Raw genomic sequence first — 24682 nt, forward strand, 5'->3', positions numbered from 1 at the left:
TGCGGGGAACGGCTTGATTGTAAGGAACACCCGCACACCCGCAGAGCCGGTGGCTGTGCCGGCAGCCGCCGGGTCAGGCCGACAGGGTGAACCGGAAAACCGCGCCCTGCCCCGGCATGGACTCGGCCCAGATACGCCCGCCGTGTCGGGTCACGATACGCTCGACGATGCTCAGGCCAATGCCTGAGCCAGCGAATTCTTCTGCCCCGTGCAAGCGCTGGAATGGCCTGAAGAGCTTGTCGGCGTGCTGCATGTCAAAACCAGCGCCGTTGTCACGCACCACATAAACATTCTGTGAACCCATGCGCTCGGCACTGAAATCGACCACGGGTCGCTCTGTCCTGCCGGTGTATTTCCAGGCGTTGCCCAGCAGGTTGTCGAGCACGATGCGAACCAGCCCCGGGTCGGCCATCTGCCGCAGGCCGGGGGCCACCCTGACCTCGATCTGTCTGCCCGGGTCGGCCTGGCGCAGCGCATCGACCACCCTGCCGGCCACTTCACTCAGGTCCACCTCCTGCAGGTGCAGCTCCTGCCGCGACACGCCGGACAGCCGAAGCAGTTCGTCAATCAGTTGCGCCATGCGCTCGGCGCTGGTCTTCACGCGCTCCAGCATCGAGATCGAACCGGTGTCCAGCTTGTCGGTGTTTTTCTTCAGCACCATGCTGGTAAAACCGTGAATGGTGCTCAGCGGCGAGCGCAGGTCATGCGACACGGAATAGCTGAAAGTCTCGAGCTCACGATAGGCCGCCTGCAGCTCCGATGTGCGCGACTCCACACGGCGCGACAGCTCGGCACTGAGCTGGCTCAACTCTTCCTCGGCCTCCCTGCGCACCTCTTCCATTTCATAGACTTCTAGCGCAAATGAAACGTCAGACGCCATGCCGGTCACCAGCGCCTGAAGCTGGTCGTCAAAATGCTCTTTCTCAGCGGAATACAGTTTCAGCGCGGCGACCACATGCGGACCAATGCGCAGCGGATACGCCACCGCAGAATGCAGACCCCGGCGGCGAAGCCCCTCCTGAATCGGCTTCAATGCAGCATCGGTGTCCGCGTCGGTGTACAGGCAAATGCGCCCCTCATTGAGCGCGATCTCGATGGGCGACTGACCCGGCACCAGTTCATGCAGCTCGTCGATGTGTTGCGTGAGCCACGCGGGCTCCGCACCGAATGAGGCGATGGGAACCGCCTTGCCCGAGGCGGCGTCCATGGTTCCCACCCAGGCAACAGCAAAACCACCACGCTCGACGGCGATGCGGCAGAGGTTGCTGAACAGCGCGTCACGGCTCTTGCTGTGCACGATGGCCTGGTTGGTCTCCGTCAGCGCCGCATAAATCCGGTTCAGCCGCTTCAGGCTCGCATCCGAGCGGGTGAGCTCCTCAATGCGCCGCTCCAGCTGCTCGCTCTTCTTTTCGAGCTGGCGGACCAGCACTTCGTTGTAAAGCCGCAGCGTGACTTCTTCGCCGGCCACCGGCTTCCTCGCCGGCCAGGCAATGCGCCGGGTGGCATCGACCACCTGGAACACCCGCTTCATCAGGGCCTCAGGCTCCTGCGGCTTGACGATGAAAGCGTCAGCCCCCAGCTCCAGCGCCAGCCGTTCGTCGTTGGGCTCGGTGTAGGTGGCGGTGTACACCACGAAAGGAATCTCGCGCAGGCCAGCATCCGCCTTCCATTCGCGCAGCAGCGTGTAGCCATCCATCTCGGGCATCAGCAGGTCGCTGATGATGAGTTCCGGCCGCTTGTGCCTGGCCTTGATCAGCGCCTCGACACCATTGAGCGCCTCTTCCACCTCGAAGCCATGGCCCTGCATCAGCATGCGCAGCATGTAGAGGTTTTCAGGCTTGTCGTCCACCAACAGCGCACGTGTCATGAGGCGGCCTGTTCCTTGTCGGTCTTGATGAAGGACTCGACATCCTGCACAAACGTCAGCGGGTCAATCGGCTTTTCGAGGTAGCCGTCACAGCCGGACTGCATGCAGCGTTCGCGATCACCGGGCATGGCATACGACGTGACAGCAACGATGGGCACCGCATCGAGGCTCGCATTCTGCCGTAGCGCGGTGGCCACCGCATAGCCGTCCATGCCGGGAAGCTGGATGTCCAGCAGGATCACCGCCGGCTGCATCTGGGCCGCCAGCTCCAGGCCGCGCGGCCCGTCTGGTGCATGGGTCACATGCCATCCCCGTCCGGCGAGCAAGAAGGTCGCCAGGTAGCGGTTTTCCTCGTTGTCCTCGATCAGCAGGATGCTTTTGTTCATGCGGTCCTCAGTGGTGGACGGCCGACTGAACCGGTACCCACACACCGTCGGTACCGACTGCAGCAAGTGCCACACCCCGCAGGCTCACAGCGCGACGCGGGGTCCGGCTGTGACGTGGCCAGATGGAACTGCAGGGTGGAGTGATCATTCTGTAACGAATTGATAATGAATCATGGTACCTGCTGCCAGCGCCAAGCACAACGGCCGCCCCTGAAAGACCTTCTTGCATCGTGCGCGAGCAGGAGGTCGCCAACGCGCCCATTTTGGGCCATTGGTCGTCATCGTATTCATGCATCCATCACTGACAATCTGCCAATGCCCTCCTGCCCTCCTGATCCATACCGGCCCGATGAGGCGCCAGAGCTGCGCCAGCTTGCGCTGGAGGCCCTGCTGACGCCAGACCCCGCGCAAAAGGTGGCGCTGACGCAGGCTGCATGGGCCCAATCCGGCACTGCAAGGGTCGCCACCGGTCCGCTTGCCGCGCCCGACGCTCCGCTGCCCGGCTGCCCTGCACGTCCGGAATTGCGCTCGCACCTCAAGGTCCCCAAACGCTCGCCCTTCACGGCCGAAGGACTGGCGGCGCTCCTGCATGCCGTGACCCACATCGAGTTCAATGCCATCAACCTGGCACTGGATGCCGTCTGGCGATTTGGCGACATGCCCCGCGCGTATTACATCGACTGGATGCAGGTGGCATCGGAAGAGGCGCTGCACTTCAGCCTGCTGCGCGCCCATCTGCAGACCCTGGGCCATGACTACGGCGATTTCCCGGCCCACACCGGGCTGTGGGACATGACCGATAAAACCCGCGGCGACATCGTGGCGCGCATGGCGCTGGTGCCACGCACGCTGGAAGCCCGCGGGCTGGACGCCACGCCGCCCATGCAGGCCAAGCTGCGCAAGGTCAGCTCGCCCGAGGCACTGCGCGCGGTGGACATCCTCGACGTGATCTTGCGTGACGAAATAGGCCATGTCGCCATCGGCAACCGCTGGTACCAATGGCTGTGCGCACAGCGCGGTGTGGATCCCCTGGCGCACTACGCCGTGCTGCTGGACCACTATGCTGCACCCCGGTTACGGCCACCCTTCAACCTGCCAGCCCGTGCCCGCGCAGGCTTCACTGCAGACGAGCTGGCCGCACTCCAGAGCGTCACAGTGGATGCCGGCCATGCGTGAAAACGGCAATGGACAAGCGGCGTGCATCACTGACAATGCCCTCAGGGGAAGCAATCATTCCGCAGCACAACGAAGTCGGCGCAAAGCAGCCGGCCCTGCCGTCGGAACCAAGACCACACCGGAGCCACCGTGAGCCACACTTTCATATCCCCTGCTTTCAAATTCCCTTTCTCGCACAGCCCGCGCCAGACGCTGCTAGCGCTCGCGCTGAGCCTGACTGCCGGCATCACGATGGCGCAGGGCTTTCCGACCAAGCCCATCACCCTGATCGTGCCTAACCCGCCCGGCGGCCTGGTTGATGGTTCAGCCCGCCTGCTGAGCGAGCCGCTCGCAAGAGTCCTGGGCCAGTCGGTGGTGGTCGACAACAAAGGCGGCGGCAGCGGCAACGTGGCCTATGGCCAGGTGGCGCGCGCCACCCCCGACGGCTACACGCTGCTCACCTCTTATTCGGCCTACCATGTGGGCAACCCGGCGCTCAGCCCCAAGCTGCCATGGACGCAGAAAGACCTGGCCCCGGTGGCGCTGATTACCGTGGCCACCAATGTGATCGCGGCGCATCCGTCGGTGCCAGCCAACACGCTGGCCGAGTTCATTGACTTCCTCAAGAAGAACCCGGGCAAGCTGAGCTATGCATCGCAGGGCAATGGCTCGCTGTCGCACATCGGCACCGAGATGTTCAAGGGACAGACACGCACGAGCATGGTGCACATCCCCTACCGTGGCTCCGGGCCGGCGGTGCAGGATGTGTTGTCAGGCCAGGTGCAGGTGTTCATGACCACACCGCCCTCGGTGATGGGCCATGTGCAGGCGGGCAAGCTCAAGGGCTTTGCCGTCACCGGCAAAACCCGTCACCCCGGTCTGCCCAATGTGCCGACCACCACCGAAGCCGGCCTCAAGGGCTTTGAACTGGAAGCCTGGGTGGGCATCTTTGCACCGGCCGGCACACCGCCGGACGTGATTGCCAAACTCAGCAGTTCCATCAAGCAGGCGATGGAGCAGCCCGAGACCAAAACCCGTGCCAACACCGCTGGCATTGAGATCCGCTACCTGCCACCCGAAGCACTCGACGCACTGGTCAAGACCGAGACCGAGTTCTGGGCCAAGACCATCAAGGCGGCAGGCATTACCGCCGACTGAGTTCAGCCGCGCGGGTGATGCTGCGCATGCAGGGCCTTGAGCCGTTCGCGCGCCACATGGGTGTAGATCGTAGTGGTCGAAATGTCCGAATGCCCAAGCAGCATCTGCACCGCCCGCAGGTCGGCGCCGTGGTTCAGCAGGTGCGTCGCAAAGGCATGCCGCAGGGTGTGCGGCGACAGCGGTGAGGTGATGTGGGCGCGCTTGGCGTATTTCCTGACCAGCATCCAGAACATCACGCGGCTCATGCCCTTGCCATGGCTGGTGACAAACAGGTCGTCGGTCTGCTGCCCGCCCAGAATGGACTGCCGCGCCTCGGCCATGTAGCGCACCACGCAGTCGCGCGCCACCTGTCCGAAGGGCACCAGGCGCTCCTTGCTGCCCTTGCCCATGACCCGCAGCACGCCTTCATTGAGGCCGAGCTGGAAGGTCTTGAGCCGCACCAGTTCACTCACCCGCAAGCCACTGGCGTACATCAGCTCCAGCATCGCACGGTCACGCAGGCCCAGTGGGGTGCCCTCATCCGGCGCCGCCAGCAGCGATTCGACCTGCGCCTCGCTCATGGTCTTGGGTACCCGCAGCGCCTGTTTGGCCGATTGCAGCTTGAGGGTGGGGTCAGCCACGATCATTCGTTCGCGTAGCGCCCAGCGGAAATAGCGCTTGAACACCGTCAGACGCCGGTTCGCAGAAGTGGCCCGCGTTGCCGCGTGGCGCGCGGCAAAGTAACCGTGCAGATCGGTCTCTGAGACCTCATCGAGGTGCCGCACGCCCTGCGCGGCTGCGCCCAGCCAGCCGGCAAACAGCGACAGATCGCGCCGGTACGCCGCCAGCGTGTTTTTGCTCAGCCCGTCTTCCAGCCACAGGGCGTCGATGAAGCTGTCGATACGGGACTGGCTGTGCTCGTGCATGCTCAGACCATAACAAAAACAGGACCGACAGAAAGCCCCGGACACAAAAAAGCCGCTGGACACCTGAGTGCGCAGCGGCTGGTCTGAAAGGGCAGACTTAGCCAGTCAGCTTATTCGAGCTTGAGCTTGGCCGACTCCACCACTTTCTTGTACACGTCGTATTCAGCTTTCATTTGCACCGCGAACTGCTCTGGCGTATTGCCGATGATCAGCGAGCCGGTGTCCTCGATGCGCTTGCGCACCGCAGGATCCTGCAAGGCCTTGAGCGTGGCCGCGCTGACCTTGTCGACGACTTCCTTGGACAAGCCCTTGGGACCCAGAATGCCGTAGTAGGCCATGCGGTTCACCGGCTCCAGCCCGACTTCCTTGAAGGTCGGCACATCCGGCAGCACCGACAGGCGCTGCGGCGCAGCGACCACGATGGGGATCAGGCGCTTTTGCTGGATGAAGGGCAAGGCAGACGGAATGTTGTCAAAAATGATCTGCACCTGGCCAGCCACCGTGTCGTTCAGTGCCGGACCTGCACCACGGTAGGGGATGTGGGTGATGAAGGTACCGCTCAGGCTTTTGAACAGCTCGGTCTGCAGGTGGCCAATGCCGCCAGTGCCGGAAGAGGCGTAAGAGTACTTGCCGGGGTTCTTCTTGATCTCGGCCAGAAACTCACGGTAGTTGCGGGCCGGGAAGCTGGGGTGCACCGCAATGATGTTGGGCGTGGCCGCGATGTTGATGATGGGCGTGAAGTCGGTCAGCACATCGTACGGAATCTTGGGGTTGATGGCCGGGTTGGCTGCCGTGGTCGAGACCGTGGCCATGCCCAGCGAGTAACCGTCTGGCGTGGCGCGCGCCGTCTCCAGCGCACCCACCACACCGCCGCCACCCGCCTTGTTCTCAACCACCACGGACTGGCCCAGCGCCTTGCCCAGCGGCTCTGAAATCACGCGGGCCACGATGTCGGTGGTACCGCCCGGTGCAAATGGCACCTGCAGCTTGATGACCTTGTTCGGGTAGCCCTGGGCGAGCGCAGCACCGGAGGCCGCAGCCAGAGCCAGCGTCGAAAGAGCGAGGAGATAGCGTCGTTGCATGGAGAGATCCTTCCTGAATGAAATCAGATGGAATCGTAAAGCCAAGATTCAAGAAGCTCGATTGTGGATTACGCATAAGGGCAAACCCGGGGATAGGCTGTGATTCGCGTTATTCTCAGTGGGTGAATTACGCGCAACTTCTTTTCCCCGACTTCTCGCTCATCCTCTGCGGCTACCTCGTCTGCCGCTACACCGCACTGAACCGCACCGTCTGGGAGCAGGTGGAAAGTCTGGTGTATTACTTCCTCTTTCCAGTGCTGCTGTTTCACTCGATCGTGAAAAGCCCACTCGACGTGGTGGCGGCGTCCAGCCTGATTGGCGCCGGCCTGCTGCTGGGTGTGACCGGCATTGCGCTGGCCTACAGCCTGCCGCATTGGCCGTGGCTGGGCCGGCACATTGACCGCCGGGAACACGCCGCCAGCGCGCAGGTCGCCTTTCGCTTCAATTCCTTCATCGGGCTGGCGCTGGCCGAGCGTCTGGCGGGGCCTGAGGGCCTGCAGTTGATTGCCGTGCTGATTGGCGTGTGTGTGCCGCTGTTCAACGTGGGCGCCGTCTGGCCGATGGCGCGGCACGCCCAGCGCGGTTTTGCCCGCGAGCTGGTGCGCAACCCGCTGATTCTGGCCACCGCCACCGGTCTGACCGCCAACCTGCTCGGCTTCGTGCTGCCGGTGTGGCTGGAGCCCACAGTGACCCGGCTGGGCGCGGCCTCCCTCGCGCTGGGCCTGATGGCGGCCGGCGCCGGCATGCAGTTCAGCCAGCTGTCGCAGGCCAAGCTGCTGGCGGTCAGTGTGTTGACCATCAAGCACCTGTTGCTGCCGCTGGCGGCGCTGGGGCTGGCCAAGGCGTTCACATTGCCGCCGACCCAAACCACCATGCTGCTGGCCTTTTCGGCCTTGCCCACCGCCTCTAGCGCTTACGTGCTGGCCGCGCGCATGGGCTACAACGGCGGCTATGTCGCCGGGCTGGTGACCTTGTCCACCCTGCTGGGTGTGGTCAGCCTGCCGTTTGCGCTGGGCATTCTGCGCTGACAGCTCGGGTTCTTCACGCGCTGCCCTGCTGCGCCAAAGCCCAATCGATGTGTTCAGCCACCAGCGGCGAACTGCCCGGCTGGCGCAACTGCAGGCTGGTGCGAATGGCCAGCGCAGTCTGCGGGTCGCTTGCTGACGAAGCCCGCAGCGCATTGCCCATGGCCACCGCGATGTTGCGCAGCCAGCGCTCGTGGCCGATGCGGCGGATGGCACTGCCCTCGGTCATCGCCAAGAAATCGGCTTCGCTCCATTCGAACAGCGTCACCAGTTGCTGACCCGACAGGCCAGTGCGTTCATCAAAATCAGGCAAGGCGCTGCGCTGCGCGAACTTGTTCCACGGGCAGACCAGCTGGCAGTCGTCACAGCCGTAAATGCGGTTTCCGATCAGCGGACGCAGTTCCAGCGGAATAGGCCCCGCGTGCTCAATGGTCAGGTAGGAGATGCAGCGACGCGCATCCAGCCGGTGCGGCGCCACGATGGCCTGTGTCGGGCAGATGTCAATGCAGGCGCTGCAGGTGCCGCAGTGCGGCGTGATGGGCTCGCTCGGAGGAAGCGCCACGTCGACATAGATTTCCCCAAGGAAAAACATCGAACCGGCCTCGCGGTTGAGCAGCAAGGTGTGCTTGCCACGCCAACCCTGTCCGGAACGCGCGGCCAGTTCAGCTTCCAGTACGGGGGCGGAGTCGGTGAAGACGCGATGGCCCATCGGCCCCACGGCTTCCGCCAGGCGCAAAGCCAGCTTCTGCAGCCGCTGACGCATCACCTTGTGGTAGTCACGGCCTCGCGCATAAATGGACACCACGCCTTCTGCGGGACGCTGCAAGCGGCCCAGCTCCACGGCCTGCCATTGGCCTGCGTCAGTGACCGTGGTGGCAGGCAGATAGTCCATGCGGGCAGTGATCACGCTCACCGTGCCGGGTACCAGCTCGGCCGGCCGGGCACGTTTGAGGCCATGCGCCGCCATGTAATGCATGTCACCATGAAAGCCGGCCGCCAGCCAAGCCGATAATCCAGGCTCTGCTGAGGTCAGATCGACGCCTGCCACCCCAATTTGCGAAAATCCAAGCTCGCGCGCCCAAGTTTGAATTTGAGAAACGAATTGATGACTGCCCAAAGAGTTGCTGACCGGCACCCGCTGATTGTAAAAAACATTGTCTGGCAGAGTGAAGGCCAGACAGAGGCGTTCGCGCGGTCACTTGCAGGGCAACCGGCCATCAACAATGCATTGATTGAGCTGCAAGGCGATCTGGGCGCAGGCAAGACCACCTTTGTGCGTCACCTGCTGCACAGCCTGGGCGTGCAGGGCCGCATCAAAAGCCCGACCTATGCGGTGGTGGAGCCCTACACGCTGGCGGCGGCATCAGGGCAGCCAGCACACAACGGAGACCTTAGCGGAGGCCTCAGCATCTGGCACTTTGACTTCTACCGCTTCAACGACCCCAGGGAGTGGGAGGACGCCGGTTTTCGCGACATTTTTGCGAGCCCCGGTTTGAAACTGGTGGAGTGGCCCGAAAAAGCGGGCGAGCATCTGCCGTCGCCCGACCTGCTGATACAAATCGACCTGCAGGCCAATGAAGCCCGCTCAGTCACGCTCACTGCCCACACACCCATCGGTGCGGAACTGATCGCATGAAAGACACCACGCTTGCGCAGCGCAGCTTTCTGGCGGCCGCCGAGGCCAGCCGGCGGGATATCCTGAAGAGGGGAAGCCTGGTGCTGTTGCTCGGGGTGCAGCACCTTGCGCATGGCGCCAGCATCGTGGCGGTGCGGGTCTGGCCATCGAAAGACTACACGCGGCTGACGATCGAATCGGACACCGAACTCAAGGCCAGGCAGTTCTTCATTGCCGAGCCGCCCCGGCTGGCGGTGGACATTGAAGGCATTGACCTGATTCCCGCCTTGCGCGAACTGGTCGCCAAGGTCAAGCCCGACGACCCCTACATCGCCGGCATGCGCGTCGGCCAGAACGCACCGGGTGTGGTGCGGCTGGTGATCGACCTCAAGCGGCCCATGCTGCCGCAGGTGTTCACGCTACAACCGGTGGCCGCCTACCAGCACCGGCTGGTGTTCGACCTCTACCCGGCGCAGGCAGTCGATCCGCTGGAGGCCCTGATCGCCGAGCGGCTGTCCGAGACCAGACCATTGGGCCAGTCCCCCGCACCGGCGCCCGCAGAAACACCTGCGGCCGATCCCCTCGGGGAATTGATCGCACGGCAATCCGGCAAACCCGCTGCACCCGCATCCCCAGCCCCCGCACCGCCCGTACAACCGTCTGCGGCACGCAGCCCCGACAGAAAGCCGCAGCCTGATGCAGCCACAGAGCCCGACGGCAAAACCGACCGGCTCGTCATCGTGGCGCTGGACCCGGGTCACGGCGGCGAAGACCCGGGCGCTATCGGCCCTGGGGGCACGCGCGAGAAAGACGTGGTGCTGCAGATTGCGCAGCGGCTGCGCGACCGCATCAACCGCCAGCCCAACATGCGGGCTTACCTCACTCGCGATGCCGATTTTTTTGTGCCCCTGCATGTGCGCGTGCAAAAAGCCCGCCGCGTGAAGGCCGACCTCTTCATCAGCATCCACGCTGACGCCTTCTTCACGGCCAGACCAAGAGGCGCCAGCGTGTTCGCGCTCAGCGAAAAAGGCGCCTCCAGCAGCGCTGCACGCTGGATCGCCGACAAGGAGAACTCGGCCGATCTGGTCGGTGGCGTGAACGTCAAGGCCAAGGACGCGCAGGTGGCCAAGGCGCTGCTCGACATGAGCACCACGGCGCAGATCAATGACAGCCTGAAGCTCGGCACCGCGATGCTCGGCGAAATCGGAAGCGTTGGCAGACTTCACAAGCCGCGCGTCGAGCAGGCCGGCTTTGCGGTGCTCAAAGCGCCCGACATTCCCAGTGTGCTGGTGGAAACCGCATTCATCAGCAACCCTGAAGAAGAAGCACGCCTGCGCAGTGAGGAGTACCAGGTGCAACTGGCCGACGCCCTGATGCGCGGTATCTCGCGTTACTTCGCACGCAACCCACCGCTGGCCCGCAACCGCGCCACCTGAGGCTTCTCCGCAGGCCGGCCACCAGCGTCTCCAACACGCCCTGAATGTGCGGCGACGCACCGACGCAGCCGGACGGTTTTGTCCTACAGGTGGCGGCTGGTGTGCCAACTACAGTTCATTCACAGGAATCGCCTGACTGTCACTTTGTGAACGTCTACGGCCCGAGGCCTGAAACCACATGCAAAGGAACACACCATGAATACGAAAATTTTGATTTCTGTCGCCGCCGCCAGCCTGATCGCCCTGACCGGTTGCGGAACCAACCCGACACGCGCACAAATCGGTACCGGCGTCGGCGCCGTGGCCGGTGGTGTCGTCGGTAACGCCGTCTTCGGCGGCACGCTCGGCACCGTGGGTGGCGCCGCAGCCGGTGCGCTGATCGGTAACGAAATCGGCAAGAAATAAGGAACTGAAAACCCCGCGCGAAGCGGGAGGGTGTATCGCCCTCCTGCCGTTGCAGGGCTATTCACTCCAGCGGGGGACTTCGGTCCCCCGTTTTTCGTGGTGCACGCGATATGGGGACGTGACGATCTGGCGCAGGGGCGCTCAGATCGGATAGATCAGTGAGTTGAGGATCATCTCGCTGTCGTAGACACACAGGCGGCTTTTGAACTTCAGCCCGGCTTCGGTGCAAACGATCTCGTCCACATAGCGACCAACGTTGTACACCTCGCTCACACTGCCGGGCTTGGTGCGAAACACCGCGTAGTTGGCCTGGGCACGGATCACCTCGCCCTCCACCGCCAGCACACGCGCCGGGCTGATCACATGGCGCATGTAGTAAGGGCCGTGGTAAATCGTCTGGGTCACGCCGTAGACCCGGTCTTTCATCATGCCCCGGCTTTCCAGCGCGATCAGTGCAAGAGGCAAGCTGCGGTCAAAATTCTCGCGCGCCTGGACTTTGTAGCAGCCATCTTCCACGAAAAATTCCGGCCAGTCATCAAAGCGCTTTTCGTCCAGCGCCGCAGCGTACTCGGCATTGAGCTGGTCCAGCGACTGCTGCAGCAGCATGCGCTGCAAGTTCTGATCGCTGACCGTCATAGCCCCATGACTTTCTTCCAGTAGCCGTACATGCTGCGGATCAGGGTTTCAGTGACCATGTGTTCCGTGGCTTCGGTCCCGGTGCCGCCAAGTTCGCACAGCGTGGTGGTGTTCTCGTCACCCTGCTCAAAACCGGCCTGGCTGAATTCGATCACCTCCCCATCGTCGGCACTGACGAATCCGGCAGGACCGAACAGGTTGGCCTGCCGCAGGCGCCGCTGCGTCATCTCGGGCGTGTCGTCGGCAAAGCCGAAATGGGTCCAGACGAAATCGAACTCGCCTTGCCCGCGCGGCACGATGTGGCGCGTGCTCAGCGAGTTGACCTGCTGCTGGATGATGAGGCTGGGAAACAGGGTGATCATGGTCACCGTGGGCATGATGTCGGTGCCCGGTTTGGACGGATCGTCCACCTTCCACCACGGCTCCGGCACCACGTCGAGCAGACGGTCGTCATGCAAGGTCATGTTGGCTTTGAAGGATGTCACGCCCTCGGTCACCGCCGCGTTGGCGCCACCCTCGTTGCGCCTTGAAATCATCACCGCGTGGCGACCCTTGGCATCCATCACCATGCGGCTTTTCTGGTCGGCGCGCCAGAGCCCGAAAGTCACGAACCAGGTGTGCAGCAGCCCGGGGTGATATGGGTCCTTGATGTTCTCCATCATCAGCTTCCAGTTGCCCGGAATGCGCTGGCGGTTGTAGCCCAGCAAGGTGAGTTCGCGGCCTTTGAAGATGCGGTCCAGCCACGGCATGACGTCCGGGCCGAGGTAGTCTTCCAGCGGCTCCACCTCGTGGCCGAAGGTGGCGAACACCAGCCCATGCAGCACGGCCACGCGCAGCCTGGTCAGCCCATGGTCCTTCAGGTCAAAACCTTCGGGCATGCCGCCGTTGATGCAATCGCCCTCTTTCACCCCGTCCTTGAACGGCAGACCCGCCAGGTCGCCGTTGAGCTTGTAGGTCCACTGGTGGTAGGGGCAGACAAAGCTGCGGGCATTGCCCTGCGGGTTCTGACAAAAGCGCACACCCCGGTGGGCACAGCGGTTTTCAACGACGCGAATGCCATGGTCTGTACCCCGGTCTTTGGGGGCTACGCGGTCACGCACCATCAGCACCTGCCGCTCACCGATGTGGGTCAGCTTGTAGTCGCCGATGTTCGGGATTTCAGCCAGCAGCCCCACATAGGACCAGTGCGCCCCGTAAAAAATCCGCTCCAGCTCACGCTGGTACAGCTGCTCGTCGGTGTAGGCCCAGAACGGCACGCGGCTGGAACCCGGAGTACTCCAGCGGGAGAGCGCGGAGCCGCCTTCTGTGGGTGCGTTCATGACAGCAGGTTCAAATGTCTCAGGGTGGACCGGAATGATACGCCCACGTATCGTTGGGAATCAGATTTTGGCGGGCTGGCTCCGGCTGGCTTTCCAGGCGCCGAATAGCACGAACAGGCCCGGAATCAGGATCATGGCCCAGATGATCTTGCTGAGGTTCTCCTTGACCCAGGGCAGATTGCCGAACAGGTAACCCGCCACGCACAGACCCACCACCCACAGGAATGCGCCGGCGATGTTGAAGGCAATGAACTTCGGGCGGTTCATTTCAGCCACGCCAGCCACAAACGGCGCGAACGTGCGCAGGAAGGGCATGAAGCGCGCAACGATGATGGTGACGCCGCCGTACTGCTCGTAGAAAGCATGGGTGCGGTCAAACGCCCGCTTGTTGAAAAACCGCGACTGCTCCCACTGAAACACCTTGGGCCCGAAATAACGCCCGATGCTGTAGTTGCATTGGTCTCCCAGCACGGCAGCCGTGAACAACAGCCCCACGGCCAGCGGCAAGCTCATTAACCCGGCACCGCACAGGGCGCCCACCACAAACAGCAGCGAATCTCCGGGGAGAAAAGGCATCACCACAACACCTGTTTCCACAAAAATAATCAGGAACAGAAGGGCATAAACCCAGGCGCCATAAGAAGTAACGAAAGCTTCGAGGTGTTTGTCGACGTGGACGATGAAGTCAATGAGGAGGGCGAAAAATTCCATGACCGGCATTCTGACAGGTCCCCGCGCCGGCCCAGTCAAAACGCCCACGGCGGCGCGGGGTACTGCGCCTAGAATCAATTCCCAATGAGCCTCATGCCACCCGCCACCCGGCGTCCCATCCGCGAACTGCCCGACGAACTGATCAGCCAGATTGCCGCGGGAGAGGTGGTCGAGCGACCCGCCTCGGTGGTTCGCGAGCTGGTCGACAACGCATTGGATGCCGGTGCCCGCCAGGTCACCGTGCGTCTGCTGGCCGGCGGTGTGCGCCAGATCAGCGTCGAGGACGACGGCGCTGGCATCCCCCGCGAGGAACTGCCGGTGGCGCTGCGCCGCCACGCCACCAGCAAGATCGCCTCTCTGCAGGATCTGGAATCGGTCGGCACCATGGGATTTCGCGGCGAGGCGCTGGCGGCCATCAACTCGATTGCCGACATGAGTGTCATCTCGCGCACGGCCGGCGCAGAGCACGCCTGGCAGCTGGATGGGCGCACCGGCGAGCTCAAGCCCGCGGCGCGCAGCCAGGGCACCACCGTGGATGTGCGCGAGCTGTTTTACGCCACGCCAGCACGTCGCAAGTTTCTCAAGACCGATGCCACTGAGCTGGCGCACTGCATAGAGGCGGTGCGCCGCCATGCGCTGGCGCGGCCCGATGTGGGCTTTGCGATCTGGCATGAAGGCAAGCTCGTGGAGCAGTGGCGCGCATGCGCAGGCGAGTCGCTGCAGGCCCACTCGCAACGCATGGCCGACGTGCTGGGCAGCGCCTTCGTCGAGCAATCTGTCGCTGTGCACTATGAAAGCAGCGCCCGCCGTGCCGATGGCTCGCCAGCAGTGCGGGTGTGGGGCCGCGCTGGTATTCCAGATGCCGCCCGCTCGCGCGCCGACCAGCAGTTCGCCTATGTCAACGGCCGCTATGTGCGGGACAAGGTATTGACGCACGCAGCACGCAGCGCCTACGAAGACGTGTTGCATGGCCACCGCCAGCCGGTGTATGCGCTGTACGTCGAGATGGACCCGGCGCGGGTGGATGTGAATGTGCACCCGACCAAGATTGAGGTGCGCTTTCGCGATGGCCGGGAAGTGCATCAGGCCGTGCGCCACGCGGCCGAGAACGCACTGGCGGTGCCGCGCTCCTCAGCCACTGAGGGCGATTCGACCAGTGTCGCCGAGGGGTTGTCGCACGCAGCGGCGTCCGATGTTGCCTCTGGCATGGCAGGCGGGCCCGTCGTTTTCTCCCAGCAGGGCTGGGCACAACCATCAATGGGGTTTTCAGCACCCGCCGCTTCACGCGCGTCGGATTTCGAGGCGATGTGGCCCCAGTCGTCAGGCGACGGCCCAACGCCTTCCCATCCAGCCGTCATCAGCAACAGCCGCCCTGCAGACACTCCCGCCTTACCCGAAGGCGACTGGCCGCTGGGCCGGGCCATTGCCCAGTTGCAGGGCATTTACGTACTGGCCGAGAACGCCCAGGGTCTGGTGATTGTGGACATGCACGCGGCCCACGAGCGCATCGTTTACGAGCGCCTGAAGGCGCAGCTGGACACCTCCCGCATCGCCAGCCAGCCGCTGCTGATTCCCGCCACTTTTGCTGCCAGCCCGCAGGAAGTGGCCACCGCCGAAAGCAGCGCGGACGTACTGGCGACCCTGGGGCTTGAAATCGTGCCCTTCTCGCCCAAGACACTCGCCGTGCGCGCGGTGCCGGTGACGCTGGCCCAGGGCGACGTGGTCGAACTGGCCCGCAGCGTGCTGGCCGAGCTGGCGCAGCACGACGCCTCCACCGTGATCCAGCGCGCCCAGAATGAACTGCTGGGCACCATGGCCTGCCACGGCGCCGTGCGCGCCAACCGCAAGCTCACGCTGGAAGAAATGAATGCGCTGCTGCGGCAAATGGAAGCGACCGAGCGATCCGACCAGTGCAACCACGGCCGCCCCACCTGGCGTCAGCTGAGCGTGCGCGAGCTGGATGCGCTGTTCATGCGCGGCCGCTGAGGGGCCAATCGTCGGCTGATCCGCCTGTCAACGCAGATCAGTAAAGCGCCCAGGCCCCCGCCACACAACTGGCCGTCGCCACGGCGGTGAGCTGCAGACGCAGCGTCAACCATCCGGCCAGACCGGCACTGGCGTAGAGCGCCCGGTCCACGGCATAGCAAGTCGCCAGCAACGCCGCCACCACCAGCAGCCCGGCGCCGAGTGGAAGCATCAGCGCGACCCACGCCACCAGGCTGGGCACCACGCCCCACAGCAGCCGCGTCGTGACCGGATCAGCACCCCGCATCGCCAGCCCCCAGTGGATGCCACCTAAAAATGTGGCGATCAAGGCGCCATAAGCCAGCAACGCCACACCGGCCCAGGCCTGCAGCCCGGGCGCCTGCAGCAGCCATGCACCGGCTGCTGCCCCGACAAACGGAAGCAATCCGGCATAACCCAGCCAGCGGGCATAAGGCGGTGGCGTGAGGGCCGGCGCGGCAGAGCCCTGCAAGACGGGCGATGGCTTGGAGGGCGAAGCGTTTTCAGTCATTCGCAAAGTTTAGAGCAGTGCCTGCGAACCGGCAGCCCGCAAAAAAGCAATCTGCTAACCTCTGAGGGATGCCCGCTTCGCCACCGACCCACAGCGCCACTGCGGTGCATCGCCCCGACCTCACGCGTGGTCCGGTCACCCGAATGCCTGGTGCGCTGATCGTCCTGATTCTGGCCACCCTGCTGGGTATCCAGCCCGTCACCACTGATCTCTATCTGCCCGCCCTGCCAGCGATGACGACTGGCTTCGGCGCTCCCATGTCGCAAGCGCAACTCACCCTGAGCGCGCTGCTGCTGGCCTTCGGGCTGTCGCAGCTGATCTGGGGCCCGCTGTCTGACCGCTTCGGGCGGCGCCCGGTGCTGCTGTGGGGTTTGTCGGCTTACACCCTGGCCTCGGTGGCCTGCACGCTGGCGCCGTCCATGGCGTTGCTGATCGTCTGGCGTGTGGTGCAGGGCGCTGCCATGGGCGCGGTGGTCATGTGCGCCCGTGCCATTGTGCGCGACCTCTACATGCCGCTGGAAGGTGCACGCGTGATGTCCAAGGGCCTCACCGGCCTGGGTGTGCTGGCCTGCATCAGCGCGCCGCTGGGCGGTTTGCTGTCGGAACTCTATGGCTGGCGGGCAGCACTCACCGCGCTGGCAGTATTTGGCGGCGGCGCGCTGCTGCTCATCGCCCTGCGCTTTGAGGAAACCCTGCCGCAGAAAAGCATGGATGCACTGCGCCCACGCAAACTGGTCGGCACGTGGATCACGCTGTTTCGCCACCCGACCTTCATCGCCTTCTCGGCGCTGTCCACCGCGTCGTATGCGGGCCTGTTCACTTTTCTGGCGTCGTCTTCGTTCGTGTTCATCGAGGTGCTGGGCGTGAGCAAGACGGTCTACGGCCTCATCATGCTGGCGTCGTCGCTGGCCTACATCATCGGCACCTTCATCTGCCGCCACCTGCTGCCACGGCACGGTGTGCGCAAGACGGTGGCCATGGCCGCCGTACTGAGTGTGACTGGCGGCACAGTGATGGGCGTGCTGGCGATGGCCGGGGTGCATTCCGTGTGGGCCATCATGGTGCCGCACATGCTGTTCATGCTGGGCCACGGCGTGCACCAGCCCTGCGGGCAGAGCGGTGCCGTCGGGCCATTCCCGCAGTCAGCAGGCGCGGCGTCGGCGATGAACGGTTTCCTGATGATGGTGGCCGCGTTTGGCATGGGCGGCTGGCTGGGCCAGCGGCTCGATGGCACGGTGCTGCCCCTGACCAATGGGCTGTGGCTGTGGAGCACGGTGATAGCCGCCGTGGCCTGGACGCTGGTGCGCCGCCACGGCGAGCCCGTCACCAGACCGGCCGTTCAGGTGCCCGGCACGCCATGACCCCGTCCCCTGTCAGCCCCCTGCCGCCCCTGGCATTGGCCGGCCCCACCGCTTCGGGCAAAACAGCCGCCGCACTGGCGATTGCGCGTGAGCTGGCTGACACGCATCCGGTGGAAATCATCAGCGTCGATTCCGCACTGGTCTACCGCAGCATGGACATCGGCACCGCCAAGCCGACCGCAGAAGAACTCCGCTCCGCGCCGCACCACCTGATCGACATCCGCGACCCGCTGCACGCCTACAGCGCAGCTGAGTTTGTGAGCGACGCCACACGGCTGATCGGCGAGATTCAGGCGCGCGGCCATTTCCCGCTGCTGGTGGGCGGCACCATGCTGTATTTCAAGGCCTTGTTTGATGGCCTCTTCGGCCAAGAACGCAGCCTGCCCAAGGCCGACGCCGCGCTGCGCGCCGATATCGCCGCCGATGCGGCTGTGCGCGGCTGGCCTGCCCTGCACGCTGACCTGGCCAGGATCGACCCGGTGACCGCCGCACGTCTGGCGCCCAATGACTCGCAGCGCATCTCGCGTGCGCTGGAGGTGTACCGGGCCTCGGGGCGCACGTTGTCCTCTTTCCACGCCGAAGATGCAGCCCGTGCCGGCAACGATGCACAACCAGTCCCCAGCGCATCCATGACCCTGATTTCACTGGAGCCGTCTGACCGTGCCTGGCTCCACGAGCGCATCGCACAGCGCTTTGACGCCATGCTCGCCGCCGGATTGCTGGAGGAAGTCAAAGCCCTGCGCGCGCGCGGCGACCTGCATGCAGACCTGCCGTCGATGCGCTGCGTCGGCTATCGGCAGGCCTGGGAGGCGCTCGACGGCGCATTCCCGATGAACGAGCTGCGTGACCGGGGCATCTTCGCCACCCGCCAGCTGGCCAAGCGGCAAATCACCTGGCTGCGCAGCATGCCGCAGCGTCACACGGTGCCGTGTGACGCCAGCGACGCACAGGTCCGCGTACTGGCGCTGGTCCGGCAGCATCTGGCGGCTGCAATGCAGGGCGTGACCGATCAAACTTGCGAAAAGACGTGGTGAATGCGATGAGTCTCGTTGTCCAAAGCCTTGCCAAGCGCTATGACGGCGTGGCCGTCTTCAGCGGTGTCTCTCTGACGGTTGCACCGGGCGAATTCGTGGCCATCATCGGCGAGTCGGGCGTCGGCAAATCCACGCTGCTCAACTGCATGGCGGGCCTCGACCAGTGGGACCAGGGCACGGTACAACTGGACGGTGTGGACCTCGGCCAGCTGGGCGACGACGGGCGTGCGCTGCTGCGCCGGCAGAAGGTGGGCTTTGTGTTTCAGGCTTTCCATGTACTGCCGCATCTGGATGTGGCGCAGAACATCGCCCTGCCCCTGCTGCTGCTCGGCGAGCGGGATGCCGCACAAACCGACTTGCGCGTGGCCGCCATGCTCGATGCTGTCGGTCTGGCGGGGCTGGGCGCCAGGCTGCCGCAGCAATTGAGCGGCGGGCAACTGCAACGTGTGGCGATAGCGCGGGCACTGGTGCACCGGCCCAGCCTGCTGCTGGCCGACGAGCCCACCGGCAACCTCGACCCGACCACCGCCGCACGCGTGATGGATGCGCTGGTCAGCCAGACGCGCGCGCACGGTGCGTCCATGGTGCTGGTCACCCATTCGGAAGCCGCCGCCGCGCGCGCTGACCGCATCCTGCATCTTGATGCCACCGGCGTCCGCTCCAACGCGGGTGCGAGCGCAGCGCCCTGATTTCACCGGCATCCGCGCCAAAGCCCTTACCATGCACGCATGAGCTCATCCACTTCACCGCTGACTCCAACCGCGAACGCGCCACTGAGCGAACAGGCCGCTCGCGAGGAAATCTGCCGCGTTGGCCGAAGCCTGTTTGAGCGCGGCTATGTGCATGCCACCGCCGGCAACATTAGTGTGCGTCTTCACGCATCGGCTGGCGGCGGTTACCTCATCACACCCACCGATGCCTGCCTGGGTTTTCTGGACCCGGTACAACTGGCGCGCGTTGACGAGCAAGGCCAGCAACTGAGTGGCCTGCCCGCCAGCAAGACGCTGGCCCTGCACCGGCACATCTATGCGGCCAGCGCGGCGTTCGAGCCAGCCACGGCATGCGTGATTCACACCCACAGCACGCATTGCGTGGCGCTGAGCCTGAAAGCGCAGGGCGAGGAATTACTGACCGCCATCACACCCTATTTCGTGATGAAGGTCGGCCACGTGCCGCTGATTCCCTATCACCGGCCCGGAGACCCTGCAGCGGCCGCACTGGTGGCGCAGACCATCACGCGCTATGGTGATCAGGGCATACCGTTGCGCGCCGTGATGCTCAGCCGGCTGGGGCCGAATGTGTGGCACAGCAGCCCGGCTGCCGCGATGGCGGTGCTGGAAGAACTGGAAGAAACCGCGCGACTGGCCATGCTCTCAGACAAGGTACCGCCACTGACTGACGAACAACTGACCGAGCTGCGACAGACCTTTGGCGCCCGCTGGTAAACCCTGCCCCGCAAGCCTTGAACCGATGCGGGGCTTTGAAGAAAATCCCGTCGGTTCAAGTTGATTTATCACCTCATTCCCCCTACCGATCGTTCTCCATGCCCCAATTTGCTGCGAATCTTTCGATGTTGTACCCCGAGCTGTCTTTCACCGAGCGCTTTGAAGCGGCGGCCAGGGACGGTTTTCAGGCGGTTGAGTTTCTTTTTCCCTACGCATTCCCGAAACACGAGCTCGCAGCCAGGCTGAAAGACCTCAAGCTTCAGCAAGTGCTCTTCAACGCGCCGCCCGGTGGCACTGATGCCACGTCCATCGCGAATGCCTGGGACAAGGCAGGTGACCGCGGCACCGCCTGCGTGCCGGGCCGTGAAGCCGAGTTCCGCGCTGGCGTGACGATGGCACTGGACTACGCCGAGGCACTCGACTGCCCGCGCATTCACCTGATGGCTGGCCTGATCCCCGCAGACCTCACGCGGGAAGCCGTGCAGCCCACCTATATTGCCAACCTGCGCTGGGCCGCAGCCGAGGCCGCACAGCGCGGCCGGGACGTGCTGATCGAGCCCATCAACACGCGCGACATTTCGCGCTTCTTCCTGAACCGCCAGGACCACGCGCATGAGCTGATCGCCGAAGTGGGCGCCCCCAACGTCAAGGTACAGATGGACCTGTACCACTGTCAGATCGTCGAAGGCGATGTGGCGATGAAAATCCGCAAGTACCTGCCGACCGGCTCGGTGGGCCATTTCCAGATTGCCGGCGTGCCGGAGCGACACGAACCCGATGTCGGCGAGCTGAACTACGCCTACCTGTTCAAGGTGATCGACGAGGTGTCGGCCGCCTGCGGCTGGAAGGGCTGGGTGGGCTGCGAGTACCGGCCCCGCAAGGGCGCCGTCGCCGGCGGCACCTCGTCAGGGCTCAACTGGCTGGAGGCCTTTGCCTGATCGGCACCCCTCCGCTTCAGCCCGTGAGCAGCTGGGCGTAGCGCGCCAGGTCCACGTTGCCGCCACTGATCAGCACGCCCACGCGCTGACCCTTCAGGCTGTTCACTTCGCCTGAAGCGGCTTCGCAGGCCGCCGCGAAGGCCAGGCCCCCGGTCGGTTCAACCACCATCTTCATGCGCTCGGCAAAAAAGCGCATGGCTTCCACCAGTTGGGCATCGCTCACCGTCACCACGTCCTTCACGTCGCGGCGGATGATGGCAAAGGTGTACTCGCCCAGATGCTGCGTCTGCGCGCCATCGGCGATGGTCTGCGGCGTGGGAATGGTGATGATCTTTCCCGCACGCAGCGACTGCTGCCCGTCGTTGCCCGCCTCTGGCTCGACGCCGTAGACCTCGCACTGCGGCGATAGCGCGCGCGCAGCCAGGGCCGATCCGCTGGTCAGGCCGCCACCGCCCATGCACACATAGAGCCGGTCGAGCGGCCCGACGTCTTCAAACAGTTCTTTCGCTGCCGTGCCCTGTCCGGCAATCACGTCGGGGTGGTCGTACGGCGGGATCATGGTCATGCCACGCTCGGTGGCGAGTTGCCGAGTCACGGCCTCGCGATCTTCGGTGAAACGGTCGTACAGCACCACTTCGGCGCCGTAGCCACGCGTGGCGGCCAGCTTGGCTGCGGGTGCATCCTTGGGCATCACGATCACGGCCGGCATACCCAGCAGGCGTGCCGAGAGCGCCATCGCCTGCGCATGGTTGCCCGACGAAAACGCAATCGCGCCGGCCTTGCGCTGCGCCGCATCGAATTTGGACAACGCATTGAACGCCCCGCGGAACTTGAACGCCCCCATGCGCTGGAAGTTCTCGCACTTGAAGAAAAACTGCGCGCCCCAGCGCGCGTCTGCTGTGGCCGAGCGCAGCACCGGCGTGCGGTGGGCGTGGCCTTCCAGCCGCGCGGCGGCGGCGATCACATCGTCATAGGTGGGCAATTGCATGGTGAAGACTTCTGGATGACAGGTCAGTGAGTGGTCGATGAATTGCTGCAAGGCAGCGCCACCCCCAACGATAAACCACTGGCGCCCGCTTGACCTGGCACGGCGGGCACAATCCGCTCATGTGGGCCCTTCTCTCGAGTTTTTCCTGGCAGGAACTGCGCCACCACCCGTGGCGCAGCGCTGCGGCTGTGGTGGCGGTGATGCTGGGTGTGGCACTGGCGTTCTCGGTGCAGCTGATCAACGCCTCGGCGCTGAGTGAGTTCTCGCAGGCGGTACGCGCTGTCAACGGCCAGCCCGACCTGGAGCTGCGTGCTGTACAGGGCAGCTTTGACGAAACGCTCTACGCCCGGGTCGCCAACAACCCCGGGGTGGCGCTCGCCAGCCCGGTGCTGGAAATCAGCACCTATGCGCTCAACGCCAAAGGCGAGCGCCAGCCCCTTCGCGTGCTGGGCGTTGACGCACTGGTCGTGGCGGGTGTGGCACCCGCGCTGATGCCGGTGCCGGCTGCCGAAGCCGACCGCTTTGCACTGTTCAGCCCGGGCATAGTGTTTCTGAACCCGGCAGCGCAGCAGGCGCTGCCCGGTGACACGCTGCAGCTGCAGGTGGGCCTGCAACTGCGCACCGCAGAGGTGGCTGGCAGCGTGGCCAGCGGCGGCGGCCCGCTGGCGGTGATGGACATCGGCGCCGCGCAGGATTTGTTCGACCGGCGCGGGCAGCTCACCCGCATTGACCTGCGTCTGCGCGCCGGCACCGATGCCCAGGCACTGATTGCCGCGCTGCAGTTGCCGCCCCAGATCACTGCGAATGCACCGGGCGATGCGGCCGAGCGCGTGAGCAATCTCTCGCGCGCCTATCGGGTCAACCTCACGGTGCTGGCACTGGTGGCGCTGTTCACTGGCGCCTTCCTTGTGTTTTCGGTGCTGTCACTCAGTGTGGCCAAGCGCGCGCAGCAGTTTGCACTGCTCGGTGTGCTCGGGCTGACCGGCCGCGAACGGCTGCGGCTGGTACTGGCCGAATCATTGCTGCTGGGGCTGGTGGGCAGTCTGCTGGGCATTGCACTTGGCAGCCTGCTGGCAGGGCTGGCGCTGCGGCTCCTGGGTGGCGATCTGGGCGGTGGCTATTTCTCAGGCGTGGCACCTGCACTGCAGTGGAGCGCTGGCGCGGCATTGATCTACGGCGCGCTGGGGGTGGTGGCGGCGGGCGTGGGCGGCTGGTGGCCGGCGCGTGCTGCGCAAAAGCTGCCAACCGCGCAAACCCTCAAAGGCCTCGGGATGGCCCACCACAGCCATGCCGCGCGCTGGTTGAGCGTCGCCATCATCGTCACGGGCGCGGTGCTGGCGCTGATGCCACCCCTGGGCGGTATCCCGCTGGCGGCTTATGTTTCGGTGGCCCTGCTGCTGGTCGGTGGCATCACTGCGCTGCCTTGGCTGATCGCGCTGCTGTACGACCGCATCAGCCCCTGGGTGGCCCACCGCCTGCTGCCGCTGCTGGCGGTGGAGCGGGCACGGCGTGTGCGCGAGAGCGCGGCGGTGGCCGTGAGCGGTGTGGTGGCCTCGCTCAGTCTGGCGGTGGCACTGACGGTGATGGTGGCGAGCTTTCGCGAATCCGTCACGCGCTGGCTGGACGTGGTGCTGCCAGCAGACCTGTACGTACGCACCGCGCTGGGTGGCAGCGCCACCGAGTCGGCTTACTTCTCGCCTGAGTTCGTTGCCGCGCTGGCAAGGCTGCAGGGCGTGGAACGCGTGAACACGCTGCGCACCACCTCGCTGCAACTGGACCCGGGCCGGCCCGCCGTGGCGCTGATTGCCCGGCCGATGGACGACCCCGCCACCGCACTGCCACTGGTGGGCGAGCTGCGCCCGGTTCCGGCCGGCCAGATCCCCATCTACGTCAGCGAAGCCATGGTGGACCTGTATGGCGCGCAGCCCGGCAAAGTGTTTACGCCGTTGTCGAGCGCACTCGGTGCCTTGCCGTCGTCAGCCACCCTGCAAAGTACCGCTGCAAGTGCTCCAGCGACATTCTTCGTTGTGGGTGTCTGGCGCGACTACGCGCGGCAGTTCGGCGCCATCACGATGCGCCAACAGGACTTCGAACGCCTGACGGGCGACACCCGCGTGAACGATCTGGCCCTGTGGCTGTCGCCGGGCGCTTCGGATGCCGACGTGCAGGCGAGCGTGCGGCAACTGACTGCCACGCAGTCCGGCTCGGCAGCACTGATCGATATCGCATCGGTCAGCCAGATCCGCGCCACATCACTCCGGATCTTCGACCGCAGCTTTGCCGTGACCTACTGGCTACAGGGCGTGGCGATTGCGATTGGCCTGTTCGGCGTAGCGGCCAGCTTCAGCGCGCAGGTGCTGGCGCGCCGCAAGGAGTTCGGCCTGCTGGCGCATCTGGGGCTGACGCGGCGGCAGATTCTGGCGGTGGTCGCCGGTGAAGGCGCGGCGTGGACGGTGATCGGCGCAGTCGCAGGCGCGGGCCTGGGGCTGGGTGTGTCTACCGTACTGGTGCATGTGGTGAACCCGCAGAGCTTTCACTGGACCATGGACCTGATGGTGCCGTGGCTGCGGCTGGCGCTGCTGTGCGCTGCCGTGGTGGCGGCCGGCACATTGACCGCGTGGATTGCCGGCCGCGCAGCAGCAGGTCGCGATGCGGTGCTGGCCGTCAAGGAAGACTGGTAAACCTGCTCTGAGTGTGCGGC

The 24682-nt window shown here is 64.7% G+C and carries 23 protein-coding genes; 13 read left to right on the forward strand and 10 right to left on the reverse strand.

Annotation, left to right across the window (positions count from 1 at the left end; all coding sequences use genetic code 11):
• Positions 1 to 73: 73 nt before the first annotated feature.
• Both AAG793_RS06250 and AAG793_RS06255 read right to left on the reverse strand, forming a co-directional pair.
• Positions 74 to 1867 (reverse strand): ATP-binding protein, encoded by a 1794-nt coding sequence (locus tag AAG793_RS06250; protein WP_341905661.1) that lies wholly within the window; start codon positions 1865 to 1867, stop codon positions 74 to 76.
• Complete coding sequence (locus AAG793_RS06255) at positions 1864 to 2253, reverse strand: response regulator (RefSeq protein WP_341905666.1); 390 nt, start codon at positions 2251 to 2253, stop codon at positions 1864 to 1866. The genes AAG793_RS06250 and AAG793_RS06255 overlap by 4 nt, the downstream gene beginning before the upstream one ends.
• A gap of 315 nt (positions 2254 to 2568) precedes the next feature.
• On the opposite strand from AAG793_RS06255, the gene AAG793_RS06260 reads away from it, so the two are divergent.
• Both AAG793_RS06260 and AAG793_RS06265 read left to right on the forward strand, forming a co-directional pair.
• Positions 2569 to 3429, forward strand: a complete 861-nt coding sequence (locus tag AAG793_RS06260; protein WP_341905669.1) for a ferritin-like domain-containing protein — start codon at positions 2569 to 2571, stop codon at positions 3427 to 3429.
• Between the two features lie 231 nt (positions 3430 to 3660).
• Positions 3661 to 4566 (forward strand): tripartite tricarboxylate transporter substrate binding protein, encoded by a 906-nt coding sequence (locus AAG793_RS06265; protein WP_341907610.1) that lies wholly within the window; start codon positions 3661 to 3663, stop codon positions 4564 to 4566.
• 2 nt (positions 4567 to 4568) lie between these two features.
• Here AAG793_RS06265 and xerD read toward each other — a convergent pair whose 3' ends face one another.
• Both xerD and AAG793_RS06275 read right to left on the reverse strand, forming a co-directional pair.
• The gene (gene xerD / locus AAG793_RS06270; RefSeq protein ID WP_341905674.1) at positions 4569 to 5471 is read right to left on the reverse strand and encodes a site-specific tyrosine recombinase XerD; all 903 of its coding nucleotides are present in this window, start codon (positions 5469 to 5471) and stop codon (positions 4569 to 4571) included.
• 110 nt (positions 5472 to 5581) lie between these two features.
• A complete protein-coding gene (locus AAG793_RS06275; RefSeq protein ID WP_341905678.1) occupies positions 5582 to 6553 on the reverse strand; it encodes a tripartite tricarboxylate transporter substrate binding protein BugE in 972 nt (323 codons plus the stop codon).
• A gap of 122 nt (positions 6554 to 6675) precedes the next feature.
• On the opposite strand from AAG793_RS06275, the gene AAG793_RS06280 reads away from it, so the two are divergent.
• On the forward strand, positions 6676 to 7581 hold the full coding sequence (locus AAG793_RS06280; RefSeq protein ID WP_341905680.1) for an AEC family transporter: 906 nt from the start codon (positions 6676 to 6678) through the stop codon (positions 7579 to 7581).
• Between the two features lie 13 nt (positions 7582 to 7594).
• Here the strand turns inward: AAG793_RS06280 and queG are convergent, their stop codons facing one another.
• Complete coding sequence (gene queG, locus AAG793_RS06285) at positions 7595 to 8668, reverse strand: tRNA epoxyqueuosine(34) reductase QueG (protein WP_341907613.1); 1074 nt, start codon at positions 8666 to 8668, stop codon at positions 7595 to 7597.
• 15 nt (positions 8669 to 8683) lie between these two features.
• Between queG and tsaE the strand changes: the two genes are divergently transcribed.
• The 3 genes from tsaE (at position 8684) to AAG793_RS06300 (ending at position 11034) form a co-directional block, all read left to right on the forward strand.
• Positions 8684 to 9214, forward strand: coding sequence for a tRNA (adenosine(37)-N6)-threonylcarbamoyltransferase complex ATPase subunit type 1 TsaE (gene tsaE / locus AAG793_RS06290; RefSeq protein WP_341905682.1), 531 nt, complete (start codon positions 8684 to 8686; stop codon positions 9212 to 9214).
• The gene (locus AAG793_RS06295; RefSeq protein ID WP_341905686.1) at positions 9211 to 10629 is read left to right on the forward strand and encodes an N-acetylmuramoyl-L-alanine amidase; all 1419 of its coding nucleotides are present in this window, start codon (positions 9211 to 9213) and stop codon (positions 10627 to 10629) included. The genes tsaE and AAG793_RS06295 overlap by 4 nt, the downstream gene beginning before the upstream one ends.
• Positions 10630 to 10824: 195 nt before the next feature.
• Positions 10825 to 11034: a glycine zipper 2TM domain-containing protein gene (locus AAG793_RS06300; protein WP_341905688.1), complete on the forward strand. Its 210-nt coding sequence runs from the start codon at positions 10825 to 10827 to the stop codon at positions 11032 to 11034.
• Positions 11035 to 11175: 141 nt separating this feature from the next.
• On the opposite strand, the gene AAG793_RS06305 is transcribed toward AAG793_RS06300, so the two are convergent.
• From AAG793_RS06305 to AAG793_RS06315, 3 genes are read right to left on the reverse strand one after another with little or no spacing between them, the layout of a single operon-like run.
• Positions 11176 to 11640, reverse strand: a complete 465-nt coding sequence (locus AAG793_RS06305; RefSeq protein WP_341907616.1) for an aromatic-ring-hydroxylating dioxygenase subunit beta — start codon at positions 11638 to 11640, stop codon at positions 11176 to 11178.
• A gap of 26 nt (positions 11641 to 11666) precedes the next feature.
• Positions 11667 to 12989: an aromatic ring-hydroxylating dioxygenase subunit alpha gene (locus AAG793_RS06310; protein WP_341905690.1), complete on the reverse strand. Its 1323-nt coding sequence runs from the start codon at positions 12987 to 12989 to the stop codon at positions 11667 to 11669.
• A gap of 60 nt (positions 12990 to 13049) precedes the next feature.
• Positions 13050 to 13700 carry a DedA family protein gene (locus AAG793_RS06315; protein WP_341905694.1) on the reverse strand — a complete coding sequence of 217 codons (651 nt, stop codon included), beginning with the start codon at positions 13698 to 13700 and terminating at the stop codon, positions 13050 to 13052.
• Positions 13701 to 13784: 84 nt separating this feature from the next.
• Here AAG793_RS06315 and mutL point away from each other — a divergent pair, with 84 nt between their 5' ends.
• Positions 13785 to 15686: a DNA mismatch repair endonuclease MutL gene (gene mutL, locus AAG793_RS06320; RefSeq protein ID WP_341905697.1), complete on the forward strand. Its 1902-nt coding sequence runs from the start codon at positions 13785 to 13787 to the stop codon at positions 15684 to 15686.
• A gap of 37 nt (positions 15687 to 15723) precedes the next feature.
• Here the strand turns inward: mutL and AAG793_RS06325 are convergent, their stop codons facing one another.
• Positions 15724 to 16215 (reverse strand): DUF3429 domain-containing protein, encoded by a 492-nt coding sequence (locus tag AAG793_RS06325; protein WP_341905699.1) that lies wholly within the window; start codon positions 16213 to 16215, stop codon positions 15724 to 15726.
• A gap of 143 nt (positions 16216 to 16358) precedes the next feature.
• Here AAG793_RS06325 and AAG793_RS06330 point away from each other — a divergent pair, with 143 nt between their 5' ends.
• The 5 genes from AAG793_RS06330 to otnI all read left to right on the forward strand — a co-directional run bounded on the left by AAG793_RS06330 (position 16359) and on the right by otnI (position 20993).
• A complete protein-coding gene (locus AAG793_RS06330) occupies positions 16359 to 17576 on the forward strand; it encodes a multidrug effflux MFS transporter (RefSeq protein WP_341907619.1) in 1218 nt (405 codons plus the stop codon).
• Positions 17573 to 18610 (forward strand): tRNA (adenosine(37)-N6)-dimethylallyltransferase MiaA, encoded by a 1038-nt coding sequence (gene miaA, locus AAG793_RS06335; protein WP_341905704.1) that lies wholly within the window; start codon positions 17573 to 17575, stop codon positions 18608 to 18610. The genes AAG793_RS06330 and miaA overlap by 4 nt, the downstream gene beginning before the upstream one ends.
• Positions 18611 to 18615: 5 nt before the next feature.
• Positions 18616 to 19299 (forward strand): ABC transporter ATP-binding protein, encoded by a 684-nt coding sequence (locus AAG793_RS06340; RefSeq protein WP_341905707.1) that lies wholly within the window; start codon positions 18616 to 18618, stop codon positions 19297 to 19299.
• Between the two features lie 84 nt (positions 19300 to 19383).
• Entirely contained in the window at positions 19384 to 20055 is a 672-nt protein-coding gene (locus AAG793_RS06345) for an aldolase (RefSeq protein WP_341907622.1), read from the forward strand.
• Positions 20056 to 20153: 98 nt separating this feature from the next.
• A complete protein-coding gene (gene otnI / locus AAG793_RS06350) occupies positions 20154 to 20993 on the forward strand; it encodes a 2-oxo-tetronate isomerase (protein WP_341905710.1) in 840 nt (279 codons plus the stop codon).
• A gap of 16 nt (positions 20994 to 21009) precedes the next feature.
• Here the strand turns inward: otnI and AAG793_RS06355 are convergent, their stop codons facing one another.
• The gene (locus tag AAG793_RS06355) at positions 21010 to 21981 is read right to left on the reverse strand and encodes a threo-3-hydroxy-L-aspartate ammonia-lyase (RefSeq protein WP_341905712.1); all 972 of its coding nucleotides are present in this window, start codon (positions 21979 to 21981) and stop codon (positions 21010 to 21012) included.
• A 119-nt stretch (positions 21982 to 22100) separates the two neighbouring features.
• Here AAG793_RS06355 and AAG793_RS06360 point away from each other — a divergent pair, with 119 nt between their 5' ends.
• Complete coding sequence (locus tag AAG793_RS06360) at positions 22101 to 24662, forward strand: FtsX-like permease family protein (protein ID WP_341905714.1); 2562 nt, start codon at positions 22101 to 22103, stop codon at positions 24660 to 24662.
• Positions 24663 to 24682 lie beyond the last annotated feature (20 nt).

It is taken from the genome of Polaromonas sp. YR568 (assembly GCF_943372955.1).
In the GTDB taxonomy this organism is placed as follows: domain Bacteria; phylum Pseudomonadota; class Gammaproteobacteria; order Burkholderiales; family Burkholderiaceae_C; genus Polaromonas.

What these genes read in the sequence shown, in the direction of transcription:
- AAG793_RS06250 (WP_341905661.1), bottom strand. Translation starts at nt 1,867, where the DNA reads ATGACACGTGCGCTGTTGGTGGACGACAAGCCTGAAAACCTCTACATG.
- AAG793_RS06255 (WP_341905666.1), bottom strand. Translation starts at nt 2,253, where the DNA reads ATGAACAAAAGCATCCTGCTGATCGAGGACAACGAGGAAAACCGCTAC.
- AAG793_RS06260 (WP_341905669.1), top strand. Translation starts at nt 2,569, where the DNA reads ATGCCCTCCTGCCCTCCTGATCCATACCGGCCCGATGAGGCGCCAGAG.
- AAG793_RS06265 (WP_341907610.1), top strand. Translation starts at nt 3,661, where the DNA reads ATGGCGCAGGGCTTTCCGACCAAGCCCATCACCCTGATCGTGCCTAAC.
- xerD (WP_341905674.1), bottom strand. Translation starts at nt 5,471, where the DNA reads ATGCACGAGCACAGCCAGTCCCGTATCGACAGCTTCATCGACGCCCTG.
- AAG793_RS06275 (WP_341905678.1), bottom strand. Translation starts at nt 6,553, where the DNA reads ATGCAACGACGCTATCTCCTCGCTCTTTCGACGCTGGCTCTGGCTGCG.
- tsaE (WP_341905682.1), top strand. Translation starts at nt 8,684, where the DNA reads ATGACTGCCCAAAGAGTTGCTGACCGGCACCCGCTGATTGTAAAAAAC.
- AAG793_RS06295 (WP_341905686.1), top strand. Translation starts at nt 9,211, where the DNA reads ATGAAAGACACCACGCTTGCGCAGCGCAGCTTTCTGGCGGCCGCCGAG.
- AAG793_RS06300 (WP_341905688.1), top strand. Translation starts at nt 10,825, where the DNA reads ATGAATACGAAAATTTTGATTTCTGTCGCCGCCGCCAGCCTGATCGCC.
- AAG793_RS06305 (WP_341907616.1), bottom strand. Translation starts at nt 11,640, where the DNA reads ATGCTGCTGCAGCAGTCGCTGGACCAGCTCAATGCCGAGTACGCTGCG.
- AAG793_RS06310 (WP_341905690.1), bottom strand. Translation starts at nt 12,989, where the DNA reads ATGAACGCACCCACAGAAGGCGGCTCCGCGCTCTCCCGCTGGAGTACT.
- AAG793_RS06315 (WP_341905694.1), bottom strand. Translation starts at nt 13,700, where the DNA reads ATGGAATTTTTCGCCCTCCTCATTGACTTCATCGTCCACGTCGACAAA.
- mutL (WP_341905697.1), top strand. Translation starts at nt 13,785, where the DNA reads ATGAGCCTCATGCCACCCGCCACCCGGCGTCCCATCCGCGAACTGCCC.
- AAG793_RS06325 (WP_341905699.1), bottom strand. Translation starts at nt 16,215, where the DNA reads ATGACTGAAAACGCTTCGCCCTCCAAGCCATCGCCCGTCTTGCAGGGC.
- AAG793_RS06330 (WP_341907619.1), top strand. Translation starts at nt 16,359, where the DNA reads ATGCCTGGTGCGCTGATCGTCCTGATTCTGGCCACCCTGCTGGGTATC.
- miaA (WP_341905704.1), top strand. Translation starts at nt 17,573, where the DNA reads ATGACCCCGTCCCCTGTCAGCCCCCTGCCGCCCCTGGCATTGGCCGGC.
- AAG793_RS06340 (WP_341905707.1), top strand. Translation starts at nt 18,616, where the DNA reads ATGAGTCTCGTTGTCCAAAGCCTTGCCAAGCGCTATGACGGCGTGGCC.
- otnI (WP_341905710.1), top strand. Translation starts at nt 20,154, where the DNA reads ATGCCCCAATTTGCTGCGAATCTTTCGATGTTGTACCCCGAGCTGTCT.
- AAG793_RS06355 (WP_341905712.1), bottom strand. Translation starts at nt 21,981, where the DNA reads ATGCAATTGCCCACCTATGACGATGTGATCGCCGCCGCCGCGCGGCTG.
- AAG793_RS06360 (WP_341905714.1), top strand. Translation starts at nt 22,101, where the DNA reads ATGTGGGCCCTTCTCTCGAGTTTTTCCTGGCAGGAACTGCGCCACCAC.